This window comes from Mycobacterium paraffinicum (assembly GCF_001907675.1).
In the GTDB taxonomy this organism is placed as follows: domain Bacteria; phylum Actinomycetota; class Actinomycetes; order Mycobacteriales; family Mycobacteriaceae; genus Mycobacterium; species Mycobacterium paraffinicum_A.
Window position 1 is genome coordinate 137,203 of the sequence record NZ_MPNT01000012.1, and the last position, 16,106, is coordinate 153,308.

15 protein-coding genes are annotated in these 16,106 nt (G+C 66.4%); 9 read left to right on the forward strand and 6 right to left on the reverse strand.

All coding sequences use genetic code 11. The annotated features are described in order from the left end of the window. Positions 1-12: 12 nt before the first annotated feature. Genes BRW65_RS15135 through BRW65_RS15145 form a run of 3 tightly spaced genes read right to left on the reverse strand, consistent with a single transcriptional unit; the run spans position 13 to position 3,673 of the window. On the reverse strand, positions 13-972 hold the full coding sequence (locus tag BRW65_RS15135) for a VOC family protein (protein WP_073875868.1): 960 nt from the start codon (positions 970-972) through the stop codon (positions 13-15). After that, complete coding sequence (locus BRW65_RS15140) at positions 972-2,183, reverse strand: CaiB/BaiF CoA transferase family protein (protein ID WP_073875870.1); 1,212 nt, start codon at positions 2,181-2,183, stop codon at positions 972-974. The genes BRW65_RS15135 and BRW65_RS15140 overlap by 1 nt, the downstream gene beginning before the upstream one ends. Beyond that, positions 2,180-3,673 (reverse strand): aldehyde dehydrogenase family protein, encoded by a 1,494-nt coding sequence (locus tag BRW65_RS15145; RefSeq protein ID WP_073875872.1) that lies wholly within the window; start codon positions 3,671-3,673, stop codon positions 2,180-2,182. Before BRW65_RS15145 ends, BRW65_RS15140 begins: the two co-directional genes overlap by 4 nt. 115 nt (positions 3,674-3,788) lie before the next feature. Between BRW65_RS15145 and BRW65_RS15150 the strand changes: the two genes are divergently transcribed. The 5 genes from BRW65_RS15150 (at position 3,789) to BRW65_RS15170 (ending at position 8,822) form a co-directional block, all read left to right on the forward strand. Next, on the forward strand, positions 3,789-4,994 hold the full coding sequence (locus tag BRW65_RS15150; protein WP_073875874.1) for an acyl-CoA dehydrogenase family protein: 1,206 nt from the start codon (positions 3,789-3,791) through the stop codon (positions 4,992-4,994). Then, positions 4,991-5,998, forward strand: coding sequence for an acyl-CoA dehydrogenase family protein (locus tag BRW65_RS15155; protein WP_073875876.1), 1,008 nt, complete (start codon positions 4,991-4,993; stop codon positions 5,996-5,998). The genes BRW65_RS15150 and BRW65_RS15155 overlap by 4 nt, the downstream gene beginning before the upstream one ends. 10 nt (positions 5,999-6,008) lie before the next feature. Continuing rightward, positions 6,009-7,151: an acyl-CoA dehydrogenase family protein gene (locus BRW65_RS15160; protein WP_046185448.1), complete on the forward strand. Its 1,143-nt coding sequence runs from the start codon at positions 6,009-6,011 to the stop codon at positions 7,149-7,151. A 109-nt stretch (positions 7,152-7,260) separates the two neighbouring features. Beyond that, entirely contained in the window at positions 7,261-8,001 is a 741-nt protein-coding gene (locus BRW65_RS15165; protein ID WP_073875878.1) for a FadR/GntR family transcriptional regulator, read from the forward strand. Further along, the gene (locus tag BRW65_RS15170) at positions 7,998-8,822 is read left to right on the forward strand and encodes a PaaI family thioesterase (protein WP_073875880.1); all 825 of its coding nucleotides are present in this window, start codon (positions 7,998-8,000) and stop codon (positions 8,820-8,822) included. Before BRW65_RS15165 ends, BRW65_RS15170 begins: the two co-directional genes overlap by 4 nt. A 26-nt stretch (positions 8,823-8,848) precedes the next feature. Here BRW65_RS15170 and BRW65_RS15175 read toward each other — a convergent pair whose 3' ends face one another. Genes BRW65_RS15175 through BRW65_RS15185 form a run of 3 tightly spaced genes read right to left on the reverse strand, consistent with a single transcriptional unit; the run spans position 8,849 to position 12,048 of the window. Beyond that, the gene (locus BRW65_RS15175) at positions 8,849-9,658 is read right to left on the reverse strand and encodes an enoyl-CoA hydratase/isomerase family protein (protein WP_073875882.1); all 810 of its coding nucleotides are present in this window, start codon (positions 9,656-9,658) and stop codon (positions 8,849-8,851) included. Between the two features lie 12 nt (positions 9,659-9,670). Next, positions 9,671-10,831 carry a thiolase C-terminal domain-containing protein gene (locus BRW65_RS15180; RefSeq protein ID WP_073875884.1) on the reverse strand — a complete coding sequence of 387 codons (1,161 nt, stop codon included), beginning with the start codon at positions 10,829-10,831 and terminating at the stop codon, positions 9,671-9,673. Next, positions 10,828-12,048 (reverse strand): Zn-ribbon domain-containing OB-fold protein, encoded by a 1,221-nt coding sequence (locus BRW65_RS15185; protein ID WP_073875886.1) that lies wholly within the window; start codon positions 12,046-12,048, stop codon positions 10,828-10,830. The genes BRW65_RS15180 and BRW65_RS15185 overlap by 4 nt, the downstream gene beginning before the upstream one ends. Positions 12,049-12,157: 109 nt before the next feature. On the opposite strand from BRW65_RS15185, the gene BRW65_RS15190 reads away from it, so the two are divergent. From BRW65_RS15190 to BRW65_RS15205, 4 genes are read left to right on the forward strand one after another with little or no spacing between them, the layout of a single operon-like run. After that, on the forward strand, positions 12,158-13,021 hold the full coding sequence (locus BRW65_RS15190; RefSeq protein WP_139273119.1) for an SDR family oxidoreductase: 864 nt from the start codon (positions 12,158-12,160) through the stop codon (positions 13,019-13,021). 9 nt (positions 13,022-13,030) lie between these two features. Next, positions 13,031-14,182, forward strand: a complete 1,152-nt coding sequence (locus BRW65_RS15195; protein ID WP_084187829.1) for an acyl-CoA dehydrogenase family protein — start codon at positions 13,031-13,033, stop codon at positions 14,180-14,182. Then, positions 14,179-15,276 (forward strand): acyl-CoA dehydrogenase family protein, encoded by a 1,098-nt coding sequence (locus BRW65_RS15200; RefSeq protein ID WP_073875888.1) that lies wholly within the window; start codon positions 14,179-14,181, stop codon positions 15,274-15,276. Before BRW65_RS15195 ends, BRW65_RS15200 begins: the two co-directional genes overlap by 4 nt. 9 nt (positions 15,277-15,285) lie before the next feature. Then, positions 15,286-16,065 (forward strand): SDR family oxidoreductase, encoded by a 780-nt coding sequence (locus tag BRW65_RS15205; RefSeq protein ID WP_073875934.1) that lies wholly within the window; start codon positions 15,286-15,288, stop codon positions 16,063-16,065. Positions 16,066-16,106 lie beyond the last annotated feature (41 nt).

Below are 16,106 nucleotides of genomic sequence, written 5' to 3' on the forward strand. Positions count from 1 at the left end.
CAGGTCCAACGCTCAACCCCTTTCCACGGCCGGACTGAAGTACTTCAGCGGCCGCTCGACGAATTCGAATACCACTCCGTCGGGCGAACGCAGGAAGGAGATATACAGCCCCTCGATCTTCGTCCCCGGCAACGGGCACCACACCGGATCACCCATGGCCTCAACGAAATTCGGGACCAACGCCATTGCCGCCTCGGTGTTTTCCACCCGCAGCGCGCAGCGGTACAGCCCTTGATGGTTGCCGCCCCACGGCACCGGGTCCGCGCCACGGGTGTCGGGATGTTCAACAATGGTGAGGCTGAACTGATGGGCGTCCTCAGGAAGCGCGTAGCGCGCCACCGCGCATTTGACGGCATCGGGTGACCCGCCAGGCGTGAGTTGGTCGCCGGCCACCTCGACTTGAATCGGCGCCTGCACCTGAGTGAAACCGATCGCGGCAAGGAACTCTCCGGTGGCCACTGCGTCGATGGCGGCGATGCGGATTCCGGCGAACACCGCCCCCGGCTTATCGCTCGGGGCTTCGGTGAGCTCGATGACCGCTCCGTCGGGGTCGACCGCGAGAACCGATTTAGAGCCGGAGATCAGGCCGTCGACCGGCCCGCCCACGGTGATGCCGGCCTCACGCAACGCTATGACGGTTGCATCGAGATCGGCCACTGTCAGCAGCGTCGACCGGATGCCGGGACGAGTCGGGTCACTGTTCGGGTCGGCTTTCAGCGCCGGATTGTGAAACTCGATGGCCTCCAAAGCGCAGCCGGCGCGGCCGCCTCGCGAATCGTAGAGAAACGATGTCTCACAGAACGTTTCGTCGCCGTTGATGCCGAGGATGCTGCCGTCGGTCGGAACTTTGGGATCGGTGCGCATTCGCGCCGACAGTCCAAGCTGCTCGACGTAGAGCCCCTCGGTGGCGTCCAGCGATTCACAGTTGAGATTGACGTGCAGGAAGCGCCGCGCAAGTTCCTCCGAACCCACTACAGCACAACCGAATTGATTTTGAATTCGATGATTTCTTCCTCACTGAAGCCGAGCTCAGCAAGTAGCGCATCGGTGTGCTCACCGTGGCCCGGCGCACACGTCAGGTCCAGCGGAGCCTCGTCGAACTGCACGGGGCTGGCCGCCAGCGCGAACTCGTTGTCGTTCGCATCGGTGACTTTGGGCAAATACCCGTTGGCGATCACCTGCGGGTCGCTGTGCACCTCGTGAGCGGTGTGCATGACGTCCCACACCCCGTCGAAACCAGCAAATGCCTTCTCCCAGTGGGAGAGATCTTCGGACTCGAACGCGCTGCGCAACTCGCCGATGCACTCCTGACGGTTGCCGAACCGCACGACCGCGTTGGCGAACCGTTCGTCCTCGATCAGATCGGTGCGGCCCAGCCGGGTGCAGAAGTCCGCCCAGAATCGGTCGGCCTGCAGCAGCACGAAGGCGATGAACCGGTTGTCGCGGGTCTTGTAGATGCTGGCCACCGGGTTGGGCATCTCGTCGAGGTTGAACTTCGGGATGTCCTGACCGGTGACGCCTGATCCGACGATGTCCGGACCCAACTGCCAGATCGCGGCGTTGAGCAGCGACACGTCGACCACCGACGGTTCGCCGGTGCGCTCGCGCTTCACCAGGGCCGCGGCGATTCCGCCCGCGATCGCCAGCCCGCCATAGGAGTCGCCGAATGCCGGTCGCTGAATCGGCGGGTAGGTGCCGTCGCCGGCCGAATAGGCATCGCCGACGCCGCCGCGCGCCCAGTAGGCGGCCAGGTCGAAGCCGCCCTGCGAGGCGAGGTCGCCACGGGTGCCGTAGCCGTGGCCGCGGGCATAGATGATCTTGGGGTTGCGCGCCCGTACCTGCTCGACGTCGATGCCCATCCGCTGGCGCGAATCCGGCAGCAGATTCGTGACAAAGACGTCGGCGGTTTCGAGCAGCTTCATCAGCAGCTCGAGCCCGTCCGGGGTCGAGGTGTCCAGCCCAATGCTGCGCTTGCCGCGGTTCGGTTGCTCGATGAAGTGATTCACTCCCCCTGCGCCGGTGACGATCCCGGAGCTGATCAGGCCACGCTGCGGGTCACCGGTCTCGGGGTGCTCGATTTTGATGACGTCGGCACCCCAATCGGCGAGCACGGCGCCGGCGGCCGGAACGAATGTCCACGCCGCCAGCTCAACGACGCGTATTCCGCTGAGGATGTCGCTCACAGGGGGTATCCGATCGTCTTGGTCTGTAAATGCTGCTCGAAGCCCTCGATACCGTTCTGCCTGCCGATACCGCTCATCTTGTAGCCGCCGAAGGGGGCGTCGGCGCCGTAGTACATGCCGCTGTTGATCATCAGTGAGCCAGTGCGGATGCGGCGGGCGACGGCCATGGCGCGCTCGTCGGAGCCCATGATGCCGCCGGCCAGGCCGTAGGCGGAGTTGTTGGCCAACTCGACGGCGCCGTCGTCACCCCCGTCGTACGGCGTGATGGACAGCACCGGCCCGAACACTTCCTCCTGGAAGATCGTGTGGTCCGGTGCGACGTCGGCAACGACGGTCGGTGCCACGAAGTATCCGCGGTCCAGGCCGTCGGGGACTCCGCCGCCCGTGGTGACGCGGCCTCCGTCACGCTTGGCTATCTCGATGTAGTTCAGCACCCGGGCCTGTTGCTTGGCCGAGACCAGCGGCCCGCAGAAGGTATTCGGATCCGCAGGGTCGCCGACGGTCAGGGAGCCGAATGTCGCGGAGGCGACCTCGACGGCCTGGTCGTAATGGGAACGCGGGACGAGCATCCGAGTGGCCAGCGCACACCCCTGCCCGGAATGCATCAGTGCGCCGATACAGCCGGGCAGCGCGGTGCCCATGTCGGCATCATCGAGCACCAGGTACACCGACTTGCCGCCGAGCTCGAGCATGTTGCGCTTCATGGTGTCGGCCGAGAGCCGCTGGATGAGTTTGCCGACAGCTGTTGATCCGGTGAAGGAGACCATGTCAATCCGCGGGTCGGTGGCGAGCACCTGGGCGATGTCGTTGTCCGACGCCGGGACGATGTTGACGACACCGGCCGGGATGTCAGTCTTCTCGGCGATGATCCGGCCCCACCGCAGGGCGCTCCACGGCGTCTCCATGGCCGGCTTGAGCACCATCGTGTTGCCGGTGGCCAGGATCTGGCCCACCTTGTTGCTGATGATCTCGAACGGGAAATTCCACGGCGTGATGGCGCCGACGACACCCATCGGTTCCTTGACCACGACGCGGTTGTACGGCACGCCCATCTTCGCGTCCTGATCGAGCATCCGCTCCCACTGGAAGGTCGAGATCAGCTGGGCCGGCCACCGGATGGCGTCGGCCAGCGGCCATCCCATCTGTGCGATGTGGGTCATCCCCACCGTCGCACCGACCTCGGCGATCAGCTCGGCGCGGATGTCTTCGGCTTCCTCCTGCAGCGCGTCGTGCAACTGCATCAGGCAGCGTTGACGGAACTCGTGGTTGGTGGACCAGTCGGTGGAGTCGAAGGCACGCCGGGCAGCGGCGATGGCCTCCTCCATGTCTTCGGCGCTGGCGTCGGTGGCGAGCCCGAGCACTTCCTCGTTAGTCGGGTTGATGTTGTCGACGGTCTTACCGGTCGACGAATCCCGCAGCCGGCCGTCGATAAAAAGCCTGGCCTCGGGATTGAACTTGACAGTTGTAGCGGCGACCGGTGAAGCCGTCATTGGCACTCCCTCTCGCAGAGTTGTCGACGTGGAGCTAGTGTACCTTGTTATAGATAACTGTTTAGCGGATTCAGCTCCGGCTGGCGAGACGCGAGAACCAACGGAAGGGCAGCAGTTGTCCGTCCCTGTCACTAGCGCCCTGCATAGCGGTCGCCACCTCGAATACCTGTCCAGCGTCGCGGCCTACCGCGAGGACTTCCGACATTACCTGCGTGATTTGAAGACAGCCGACGAGTGGCGCGTGGCCGCGTTCACCAGCGCCGAGGACGGACTTGCGCACGACGCCACGGTGATGGCCACTCTGAACGCGGACGGCTGGAACCGGTACGGCTGGCCGGAGGCCGCGGGTGGATTGGGCGGCAACGAGATTCACCGTGCCGTGTACTACGAGGAACTCGGCCACGCGATGCTGCCCATTCCGGCCCAACACTGGACGCTGGAGACGCTCGGCCCCGCCCTGTTGAAGTTCGCCCCCGGTCTGGCCGCGGCGTATCTGCCGGGTTATCTGCGCGGCACCGAGTGGTGGGGCCAAAGTTTCTCAGAACCCGAGTCGGGCAGCGACCTGGCCAGCCTGCGCACCCGCGCGGTCGACGACGGGGCCGGGGGGTTCGTCGTCAACGGTCAGAAGATCTGGACCAGCCAAGGGCCCACCGCCACGCGCCTGTTGGCGTTGGTCCGGACCGGGACACCCGAGAGCCGACACCGCGGGCTGACGATGATCATGGTCGACGCCGACGCACCGGGCGTCACCATTCGCCCGATCGCGCTGGCCAGCGGACGCCGCGAACTCGCCGAGGTGTTCTTCGACGACGTCCGGGTCGACGGTGAGCGGGTCGTCGGCGACGTCGGCGGCGGCTGGGCCGTGGCGATGCATCTGATGCAGTACGAACGCGGCATGTACGGCTACGCCGTGCTCAACAAGGTGCTCACCGAATTGGGTCGATTGCGTGAGCACATGGTGACCGCCGGCGCTACCGACGCGCAACGCCAGCGCTTCGCCAGGGTGTATGTCGACGTGGCGGCCGCCCAGGCACGCACCGCCACCACCGTGCGCCGATTGGCTGCGGGCGAGGCGGTCGGTGCCGATAGCAGCATCGACAAGCTGCTGTTCGGCCGCGCCGAGAAGGAGGTCAACGACCTCATCCTGGAAATCGAGCGAGAGCACCTGATCGCCGGCACGGGCCGTGGCGGCGCGGAACTGGACACCGCGCGGGCCGAGTGGTGGTACTCGCGGGCCGCCACGGTGATGGGTGGCACCGCCGAAGTGCAGCGCGGCATCATCGCCGACCACCTGCTCGGGCTGCCCAAGGAGAAACGATGAGGAACGCGCCGGCGCCCGACGAGTCGTGGCAGATGGTCGAGGAGGCGGTGTTTCGCCTCTTCGAGGAGCTGGCGGGCAAGAACGCCGGTGAGCACCTGGCAATCGGTGGGCGGCTGGCCGAGTTGGGCTGGCCGGAGATCGAGGCCGAGTACCCCGTCCAGGCGGGTGAGCTGTTGTTCCGCGCGCAAGGCAGATCACTGGCCCTGACGGACTGCTTGGACCGCATCGTGTTGGCCGAACTGGCCGCAGTGCTCGACGGTCCCGCGGACCACGTGCTGCTGCCCAACCTGTCCACCGGTTGTGTGGCGGGTTCCGATGCTGACCGGATCTCAGGCATCGTCCTGGGGCCGCTGGAGGGTCGAATCGTGGTGCCGGTGTCCGGGTCGACGGGCACGGTGTCGGTAGGCGTGGTCGACGCAGCGCGACTCGACGGACAGCGGCTGGACACCTTTGATGTGTCGACGCACTGGACCCGGGCGAGCGGATCACTCGACGTCCCGCTAATCGAGGCCTCCACCGAATGGAAGCAAGCCGTCGCCGCGGCCCATCGGGGTCTGGCCACCGAACTGGTCGAACTGGCCGAGCAGGCGCTGCGCATCGCGGTCGAGCACGTCGGCGTGCGCGTCCAGTTCGGCGCACCGATCGGGTCATTTCAATCGCCGCGGCATGCACTGGCCGATGCTTCGGCGGTGCTCGCGGGCGCGCGGGCGCTGCTAGGCGAGTCATGGCGAGACGGCGGCGAACTGTTGGCGCTGGCCGCCAAGGCCGCCGCGGGCCGGGCGCACCGCGCCGTCAGCGACGTGGCACTGCAGGTGTGCGGGGCAATCGGACTGACCGCCGAGCACGACCTGCACCGCTATGTCACTCGCGGATTCCAGGTCGACGCGCTCTGCGGGTCGCACGATCAGCTCGAAGGGCTGCTCGCCGAGCGGCTCTTCGAGGACTCTGACGAGGGCTGGGCACCCGGCCGCGCGCTGCCCGCCGTCGTGACGTGGGCCGAGTAGAAGGAAGCATATGCGCCGCAACATCTTCGACGAGATCCACGACGAGTTCCGCGCCACCGCCAGGAGCTTCTTCGAACGCGAATGCGTGCCGAACGTCGAGAAATGGGAACGCGACGGCAAGGTGAGCCGCGAGGCCTGGCTGGCCGCGGGCGAACACGGATTGATCGGTTGGGAGTTCGACGAAAAGTACGGCGGACTCGGAGTCAAGGACTTCCGGTTCAACCAGATCATCTCCGAGGAAATGTTCCTGACCGGCTCGGTCGGCATCGGCCTCGGCGTGCAGAACGACATCCTGGTGCCGTACCTCAATGATCTGACCACCGAGGAGCAGAAGGAACGCTGGCTGCCCAAGTTCGTCGCCGGCGAGTACATCGGTTCCATCGCGATGTCCGAACCCGCGGCCGGATCCGACCTGGCCGGCATCAAGACCACCGCCCGCGACGAGGGCGACCACTGGGTGGTCAACGGCCAGAAGACATTCATCAGCAACGGGCTGCTGTCCAAGCTGGTGCTGACGGCTGTGAAGACCGACCCTTCCGCCCGGCACAAGGGCATCAGCCTGCTGATGATCGAGGACGGGATGGAGGGTTTCACCCGTGGCCGCAAGCTCGACAAAATCGGCCAATACTCCGCCGACACTGCCGAATTGTTCTTCGAGGATGTCAAGGTGCCCAAGGAGAACCTGGTGGGAGAGCTCAACCGCGGCTTCTATCATCTGGTCTCCAACCTGCCCAGCGAGCGGGTCGGCGTGGCCTGCTACGCGCTGCCCGCCGCCCGCCGTGCGCTCGACCTGACCAAGGCCTACGCGTCGGAGCGCACCGCGTTCGGGCAGCCAATCGGCAAGTTTCAGGTCAATAGGCACTTCCTCGCCGAAATGCAGACCAAACTCGACGCCGCACAAACTTATCTCGATCAATGCGTGCTCTCGGTCAACGACGGCACATTGTCCGATCAAGATGCCGCAGGCTTGAAATGGTGGACCTCCGAAGTCCAGTGGGAGATCATCGACCGATGCCTGCAGCTGCACGGCGGCTACGGCTATATCAACGAGTACGAAGTGGCCAGGCTCTGGCGGGACTCGCGGGTGCAGCGGCTCTATGCGGGCACCACCGAGATCATGAAGGACCTCATGGGACGGGCGATGGGGTATTAAGGGTGACGTTGCTAACTGAAGGTCGCCAATTCCCGGTTCAACCGGCTAGTTCGGCTAACCTGCTAAATGGTTAGTTGATTCGCATATTCGCATAGCGGCGGAGGTTGCAATGGAGGTCACCAGTCTTCGAGAACCGAAGATGGCCGATCGGGTGGCCGCGGTGCTGCGGCGGATGTTCATCCGCGGCGAGATCACCGAAGGCACCATGTTGCCGCCGGAATCGGAGCTGATGGAGCGTTTCGGCGTGTCCCGGCCAACACTGCGGGAAGCGTTCCGCGTGCTCGAATCGGAGTCGCTGATTCAGGTTCAGCGTGGGGTACGCGGCGGGGCCCGCGTCACCCGCCCACGGCGCGAAACACTCGCCCGCTACGCCGGCTTGATCCTCGAATACGAAGGCGTCACGGTGAAGGACGTCTACGACGCACGAGTGACGCTCGAGGTTCCGATGGTCGAGCAGTTGGCCAAGGACCGCAATCCCAAGGTGATCGCCGAACTCGAGCAGATCGTCGAACGCGAATCGCAGCTGAATCCCGGCAGCGAAGCCGTCGATCAGCTCACCGACTTCCACGCCGCAATCGCGCGGCTGTCGGGCAATAGCACCCTGCAAATCGTCAGCGACATGCTGCATCACATCATCGAGAAGGCCAACCGGTCGCTGCAGCCCACCAAGGGCACGCGCGCCGAGCAGGCGGTCCGCCGCTCGGCGAAGACCCACCGGATGGTCCTGGACATGATCAAGGACGGCGACGCCGACAAAGCCGGCGAGCTTTGGAAGCGCCATCTGCAGAAGGCAGAGGAGTTCGTCCTGACCGGGGCCGAATTGTCCACTGTAGTAGACCTTCTCGAATGACCGGTGTCGACGAACAGGTAAACCAGCACGATCTCGAGACACCCGACTCGATACAGGTCCGGTTCGGTATCGAATACGTCGAATCACACCCGGCCAAGGCCACCGCCGTGCTGTCGATGCCGATGCACCGATTCCGCAATCCGTACACCGGCGCTCCCACTGTGGGCCCCTTGGCGATCCTCGTCGACGCCGCTGCCGGGATCGTCAACCATTACCGCAGACGGCCGGGCCAGTGGACGGTGTCAAGCGAGCTGTCGATGGACCTCAGCCCCGACGTCGGTGACCTCGACGGCACGGTGCTGGCCAGCGCGCACTCGCCGGGTCCACTGGGTGCCACGTCGCTGGGAATCTGCACGCTCACCTATCGCGGATCCGTGATCGGCACCGGCACGGTGCGGTCGTTCTTCATCGACGCGGATGACGTTGTCCCCCAGTATCGTTCGGAGACGCTACGGCGGTCGGCCGACACCACGTTCGCCGACCTGATGGCGGTGCACGTTGCGGACAATGGTCCGACGGCGGTGCTGGCGCAGCGGGTCGACCACAACCTGAACAACGACATCGACATCGTGCACGGCGGCGTGGCAGCGGCCGGCCTGGAGCTGGCGGCGTCTGCGGCGATGAACCGGGACAAGACCGAGGATCTGCTGCAGACCGGGTCGTTACGGGTGAACTTCCTGCGCCCCTTCTTCGCCGGCGGCGAATCCCGCTACGAGGGCACGCCGCTGCGCGTGGGCCGCAACACCGGCGTGGCCGATGCGCAAGCCATCGGCGACGACGGCAAGGTGGCGATCACCGCGCGAGCGACCGCCTACCGCTGACTGATTGCCGCGCCGGCCCCTGGAAGCTACTTCTTCGAGCGCGCCCGGAACGCGGCCACCCGCTCCTTGAACTCCGGGGTCGAGAACGACGTGTATTCCTCGGCCAGCGCGTACTCCAGCACGCCGAGCGCGGCCCGCGACAGGTGCATGTTCATCGCAACCTTGCTGGCGCGCAGTGCTTGAGGCGGCAGACCGGCGAGTCGCTCCCCGATCTCGAGCGCCTCGTCGAGCACGGTGTCATCGGTGGCCACCTTGGTGACAAGGTTCAGCTTGTCTGCGATCGCCGGGGTGATCCGATCCCCTAGCAGCACATACTCTTTGGCCTTCATCAGGCCGATCAGCAGCGGCAGCATCGCCGCGCCACCGTCCCCGGCCACCAACCCGACCGCGACGTGCGGATCGGCTAGATAGCTGCTCTCCCCCATCACGAGGAAGTCACTCAGCAACGCGATCGAGCAGCCGAGCCCGACAGCCGGGCCGTTGACCGCCGACACCAGCGGCTTGGGGAAGTTGATCACCTCCAGGAACACCGTGCGGGCCTCGGTGATCTGGAACTGGCGCGCCACCGCGTCATCAATCAGGCGTCCGAACATCACCATGTCGCCGCCGGCCGAGAACGCCTTGCCGACACCGGTCGTCACCACCGCCCGTACGTCGTCGTCGGCAGTGAGCACCCGCCAGATCGTGGCGAACGCGTGGTGGACCTGTTCGTTGACGGCGTTGAACGCCTCGGGCCGGTTGATGCTCACGACGTGGACGTTGCCGCGCTTCTCCACCAGCAGCCACGGCGCAAACTCTTCGTAGCCGGGCAGCGTGGCGATCTCGGATGTGGTCATGTGATGGTCCCGTCAGTTCTTCTCGTTGGAAAGGACAGTGACCGCGGAAACCGCGGTCGGCCCGCCGATGTTGTGGGCCAACGCGATTCGCGCACCGTCGACTTGATTCTCGGCTTCACCGCGAAGCTGGTTGAACAGTTCGTAGCACTGCGCCACGCCGGTAGCTCCCGGCGGGTGCCCTTTCGCCTTCAACCCGCCGCTCGGGTTGATCGGAATCGAACCGCCCACATAGTGTTCGCGGCCTTCCACCAATTTGTAGGCCTCGAAACGGTGTGCGAACCCCAGATCTTCGTAGCTGATCAGCTCGACGCCGGTGAAGCAGTCATGCACCTCGGCGACGTCTATGTCGCGCGGCGTCACCCCGGCCATCGCCATCGCGGCCTTGGCGGCACGCACCGTCGGCGGAAACGTCGTCATGTCCGTCTTGTGCTGGTGCATCACCCGGTCCATACCCAGCCCCACGCCGCGAACCCACACGGGACGGTCGGTGTAGCGGTCGACGACGTCCTCGGCAGCCAAGATCACCGCGGCCGCGCCGTCGCTCTGCGGGGTGCAGTCGTAGAGCCCGAAGGGTTCGACCACGATCGGCGCGGCCAGCGCCTGCTCGACGGTGATCTCATAGCGCAGTTGAGCTTTCGGGTTGTTCACCGCGTGGAAGTGGTTCTTCACCGCCACCATCGCCATGTGCTCCTTGGTCGCCGGCGACTCGTGCAGATATCGCATCACGTGCAGCGCGAAATTGGCGGGCGCAACCAGCCCCAGCGGGTAGTCCCATGCGTTGTCGCGGGTCATCGCCGCCCAGTCCCAGAACGTGGTGTTCGAGGAGGTCTCGCGGACCTTGTCGGCCCCGACCACGAGCACCACGTCGTAGAGGCCGGAGGCGATCGCCAGCGTTCCGTTGCGGATCGCGTCATTGCCCGTCGCACAGGCGTTTTCGACGCGGGTAACCGGAATGTCGGTGAGGTCGAGGGTGTCGGCCAGAATGCCGGACGGGAACCCGTCGGTGGTCGACAGCTCGCCGAACCACGCGGCTTCGATCTCAGCCTTCTCGATGCCCTTGTCGACCTTGGCGACCGCTTCGGCATACGCCATCGGAATCAGGTCCTTGACGCCGAGCTCGAAGTGTTCGGCGAAGGGCGTCATCCCCGCGCCGACGATGGCAACATTTCTCATGCAACGGTTCCTTCCAGCGTGCGGCCCGGCCAGAATGCGTAACCGTAGTCGGGGATGCCGGCCCGAATAGCGATCCTGCGCAACACCACCGAGCCAGGCTGTCCGATCCTCGCGTCACCGGCGGGTATACCGGTGACCTTCAGCAGCACCCGCACCGGGCTGCCGTCGAGCTGAACGACGGCCAGTGAGTAGGGGCTGGGCAGGTCGGGCACCGGGATCCGCACCGTGGTGTGGGTGTAGACGGTGCCGGTCCGCGGCAGCGGCTCGAGCCGGTATTCCGTGGCCAGTCGCCCGGCGTTGTTCACCCTTAGCCGCGGCGGGAACTGCGGCGCGGCATCGATTCCTGGGCTCTCGTCGAAAACCGCTGCCTCCCATCGGATCTTAGGCTCGAACGCGCGCGCATATGCGGGCATCGAGATCGGTATGCCGACGCCGTCGGCGACGCGCATCTTGGGTAATTCCCGCGTCGAAAATTCGTCGCGGGAGATCCGGGGCGTCGCACCCTCGAACGCGAGGTCGGCGGCGCTGATGCTGGACTGCTCGACCGCGAGCAACAAGCCCTGCGTGCCCGCCTCGATCGCGTCGGCGAGCAGCCGGATGATCGCCGCCGCGGAGACACTGGGGTCGGCGACGGCCCGCGATGTGTCGAAGTCGCTCGCGATTTGCGCCAGCGGCACGCCTGCCACGGCGGCCAGCGCCGGGCTTCCGGTCAGGCCGAGTCGGGTCAGGGTGGAGCGCACCCCCACCTCGCGTTGCAGCCGGGGGTCGACGTAGGCATGGCGCGCGCCGTCCTCCCCTCGGGCCGTCAGCGGCAGGCTCCGCGTCTGGCGCGCCGCCGGGGTCAACGTGACGCCGCCGTCGCCCGTGAGCACCGCGCCGGCCCCCGCGGCAAGATCGTTGTCGTCGGCGGCGATCACCAAGGTGCCTTCGCCGGCGCTGCAGATTTGGTCCAACACGGCGGGCGCACCGCCAAGGACCTCGGCGACGGGGGTGTCGGCCGGCAGGGACAACGCGGCCAACAGCACCGCGCCGTTGCCGCCCTCCAGCAGCGGAAAGTCACGTGACACCAACGCCACGCGTTGCGCCGTGGCCTCGGGATCGGCGGCGCGACCGGCGGCGACGGCCATGGTCAGCGCGTCCTCGTCGGGTCCCTTGACCCGCCGGTCGCGCACCGTCCATGGCGGTAGGTAGGTGCCGATCGAAAAGACCCGAGTCATAGATCCCCGCTTTTGTGGATGAGCGCGCATTTCATCGCGCAACAAACTAGCTATATAGTTATAGCATTCAACCTCACAGCCTAGCGACGGACGGAAGGGTCAACGAACCGTGGGCAATCCCCATCCTCGCAGTCTGAGGGATCGCGTCGTGCTGGTAACCGGTGCCAGCCGCGGCATCGGCGCCGCCATCGCCGAGCGTATCGCCGAAGACGGTGCCGCCGTGGCATTGCTGGCCAAAACTGAGACACCGAATCCCAAGATCGCGGGCACCCTTGCCGAGACCGCCCACGCCGTGCGCCGCGCGGGCGGCCGTGCCCTACCGCTGACCTGCGACGTGCGCGACGCGGGCGCGGTCGCTTCAGCCGTCGCGGCGGTCGCCGACGCGTTCGGTGGCATCGACGTCGTCGTCAACAACGCCGGGGCCCTGGATCTGCGGCCGACCGCGCAACTCCCGCCGAAGAACCTGCGGCGTCTGCTTGAAGTCAATGTGGAGGGGCCGTTCGCGGTTGTGCAGGCTGCACTTCCGCATCTGCGCCGGTCTGCCAACGCACATGTGGTCAACGTCTCTCCCCCACTGAACATGGACCCCGGCTGGGTCGGCGCCCACGTCGGGCACACCGTGGGCAAGTACGCCGAGAGCCTGCTTACCTTGGGTTGGGCCGAGGAGTTCGCCTCGGTGCCGATCGCGGTGAACTCGCTGTGGCCGGCCACCACGATCGCCAGCACGGGGATGATGGTCGCGTTGGGGGAGGTAGCGGTACGCGCGCAGGCCCGTAGCCCACAGATCATGGCTGAGGCGCTCCACGCGCTGGTCACCCGCCCCGCCGCCACGTGCAGCGGCCACTTCTACACCGACGAAGAGATCCTGCGGGAAGAAGGCCGCGACGACCTGTCGGGCTACCTACTGGCCCCGAGCGAAGAGGACCTGAAGCCCAACTTCTACCTCCCGTCGGCCCCGGTGCCCACGGTTTAGGAAGCGGCTGTGGTGAATTCGTTCGACGCGTTGAGCGCCCGTGTGCCCGAGTTGGTCAAGCTGCGCTCCGCCGTGCGGGACTTCTTACAGTCCGACCGCGCTGAATTCGGGTGGCAGCCCGGCGTCGACTCGTGGCTGGCCGGGTGGGACGAGGAGTTCTCAGCGCGGCTGGGCGCCGCCGGATTCGTCGGCCTGACCATCCCGAAGCAATACGGCGGCCACGGTCTCGGGCATTTGCACCGCTATGTGGTGACCGAGGAGCTGATCGCGGCGGGTGCGCCCGTGGCGGCGCACTGGACCGCCGATCGCCAGGTCGCACCGGGCCTGTTGACCTACGGCAGTGAGGAGCAGCGCGAACGGTTGTTGCCCAAAATTGTTGCCGGCAAGCTCTATTCGTCAATCGGCATGAGCGAGCACGGCGCCGGGTCCGACCTTGCCGCCGTGCAAACCAAAGCCATCCGCGCCGACGGCGGCTGGTTACTCTCCGGCAGCAAGGTGTGGACCAGCGGCGCCCACCATGCGCATCAGGTCGTCGTGCTGGCCCGCACCAGCCCGCCGGATCCCGAACATCGCCACGCCGGTTTCAGCCAATTCCTGGTGCCGTGCGATGCCGAGGGCGTCCGCATCGAACCCATCATCTTGATGTCGGGCGCACATCACTTCAACGAGGTGCTGTTCGATCAGGTCTTCGTAGCCGATGCCGACGTGCTCGGCGAGGTCGGCAACGGCTGGCACCAGGTCACGTCCGAGTTGTCGTTCGAACGCAGCGGGCCCGAGCGGATCCTATCCACCGGCCCTCTACTGTTCGCCGCCATCCGGGCACTCAATCGTGGGCCGATGCCCGATGACCGCACCGCGGCCGACATCGGCGACCTGATGGCGCGGTTGATCTCGCTGCGGCAGCTCTCGTTGTCGGTGGCCCGCACGCTCACCGACGGCGGCGATGCGGCGAATCAAGCCGCGCTGGTGAAGGACCTCGGCACCCGCTTCGAAGCCGAATCCGTGGGATTGATCGCCGATCTGCTCGAGGCAGTGCCACCGGATTCCGAGCTGGAGACGATGCTGAGCATCGCGTGGCTGCACAAGCCCATGTTCACCCTGCGCGGCGGTACCAACGAGGTGTTGCGCGGCGTGATCGCCCGCGGAATGGGGCTGCGATGAGCGCGCTGACTGGCGGGGTTTTCGCCGTGACAGGGTCTAAGGACGACGACACGCAGCTGCGTCAACTGGTCGACGACCTTGGGCGGCGCTCCTACGACGCCGGTCTGGGCCATCGCGGCATCCCCGACCAGTTCGACACCGAGCTCTGGCGCAAACTCGAGGAAACCGGGCTGGCCAGGCTGACCAGCACGCCGGACATGGGAGCCGGCCCGCACGAGCTGGCCATTGCGCTCTACGGCGTGGCCCGCCACGCCGGTGCGGTGCCGTTGGCAGAAACCGACGCGCTTGCCGGCTGGCTCGGCCAGCAGGTCGGAATCGAGCTACCCCGCGGCCCGCTGACCGTTGCGGTCGCCGATGGTGAAATCGACGGCGACCGGATCACCGGCACCGCGGACGCGGTGCCGTGGGCGCGAGCGTGCGCCGCCGCCCTGCTAGCCGTCACCACATCCGCCGGCCTGCGGATCGGTGTCATCGACGTGATCCCCGGCCAACTGCGGGAAGGTCACAACCTAGCGGGCGAACCCCGCGATTCGCTCGTGTTCGACGTGCCGGCCGACCAGTTGCATGACGTCGACCCGGCGCTCGGCGCCGAGCTGGCTCGTCGCGGCGCATGGTCACGCTGTGTGCAGACCATCGGGGTGCTGGACGCGGCCGCAGCGCTGTCGGTGCAGCACACCCGCCAGCGCGTCCAGTTCGGTCGTCCGCTCAGCGCCTTCCAGTCCGTGCAGCAGTCACTGGCCGGGATGGCCGGGGAAATCGAAAGAGCCCGTGCTGCTGCGGAGTTGGCTGTCGCCGCCGCTGCCGAGCACGGCTTCGCTTCCCCCCACACCGACTACGCCGTCACGGTCGCGAAGGTCGCGGTCGGCCGTGCCGTCGACCCGGTCACCAGCGTCGCCCATCAGCTACACGGCGCGATTGGTGTCACCAGCGAGCACCCGCTGTGGCTGTTCACCCTGCGCGCTCAGAGCTGGACCGGGGATTACGGCACGACCGCGAACTACGCGCGGCGACTCGGTCGGCTGGTCTTGACCACGGACGATCCGTGGAGTTTGGTGACGGGCGACCCGGCTCAACTGGAAAACAACGGTAATTAAGGAGAATTGGTGACTGTAGCGAAATTCGAAGGCGCGTCGGCGATTGTCAGCGGCGGCGCGGGCGGCCTGGGCGAGGCGACGGTCCGTCGGCTCCATGCCGACGGACTCGGCGTGGTGATCGCCGATCTCGCTGCCGACAAGGGCAAGGCGCTGGCCGACGAGCTGGGCAGTCGGGCGCTGTTCGTGAGCACCGACGTGACCAGTGAGGACAGCGTTCTCGGCGCGATCGAGCAGGCCAACCAGCTCGGCCAGCTGCGCTACGCGGTCGTCGCGCACGGCGGTTTCGGTGTGGCGCAACGGATCGTGCAGCGCGACGGCAGCCCCGCGGACTTCGGCGGCTTCACCAAGACGATCGATCTCTATCTCAATGGCACCTACAACATGGCCCGACTCGTGGCCGCAGCCGTGGCCACCGCAGAACCCCGCGATGGCGGCGAGCGGGGCGCGCTGGTGCTCACCGCCTCGATTGCGGGCTACGAAGGGCAGATCGGGCAGACTGCCTATGCCGCCGCAAAAGCCGGTGTCATCGGGCTGACCATCGCTGCCGCCCGTGACCTGAGTTCGGCGGGTATCCGAGTCAACACCATTGCACCTGGAACGATGAAGACGCCGATCATGGAGTCGGTCGGCGAAGAGGCGATCGCCAAGTTCGCCGCCAACGTACCGTTCCCGAAACGACTCGGCTCCCCCGACGAGTTCGCCGACGCGGCCACGTTCCTGCTGACAAACGGCTACGTCAACGGCGAGGTGATGCGCCTCGACGGCGCGCAACGCTTCACTCCGAAGTAACCGGAATGGGCGGACGGGCCGGCCTCGCGCCAGCTGTAGCG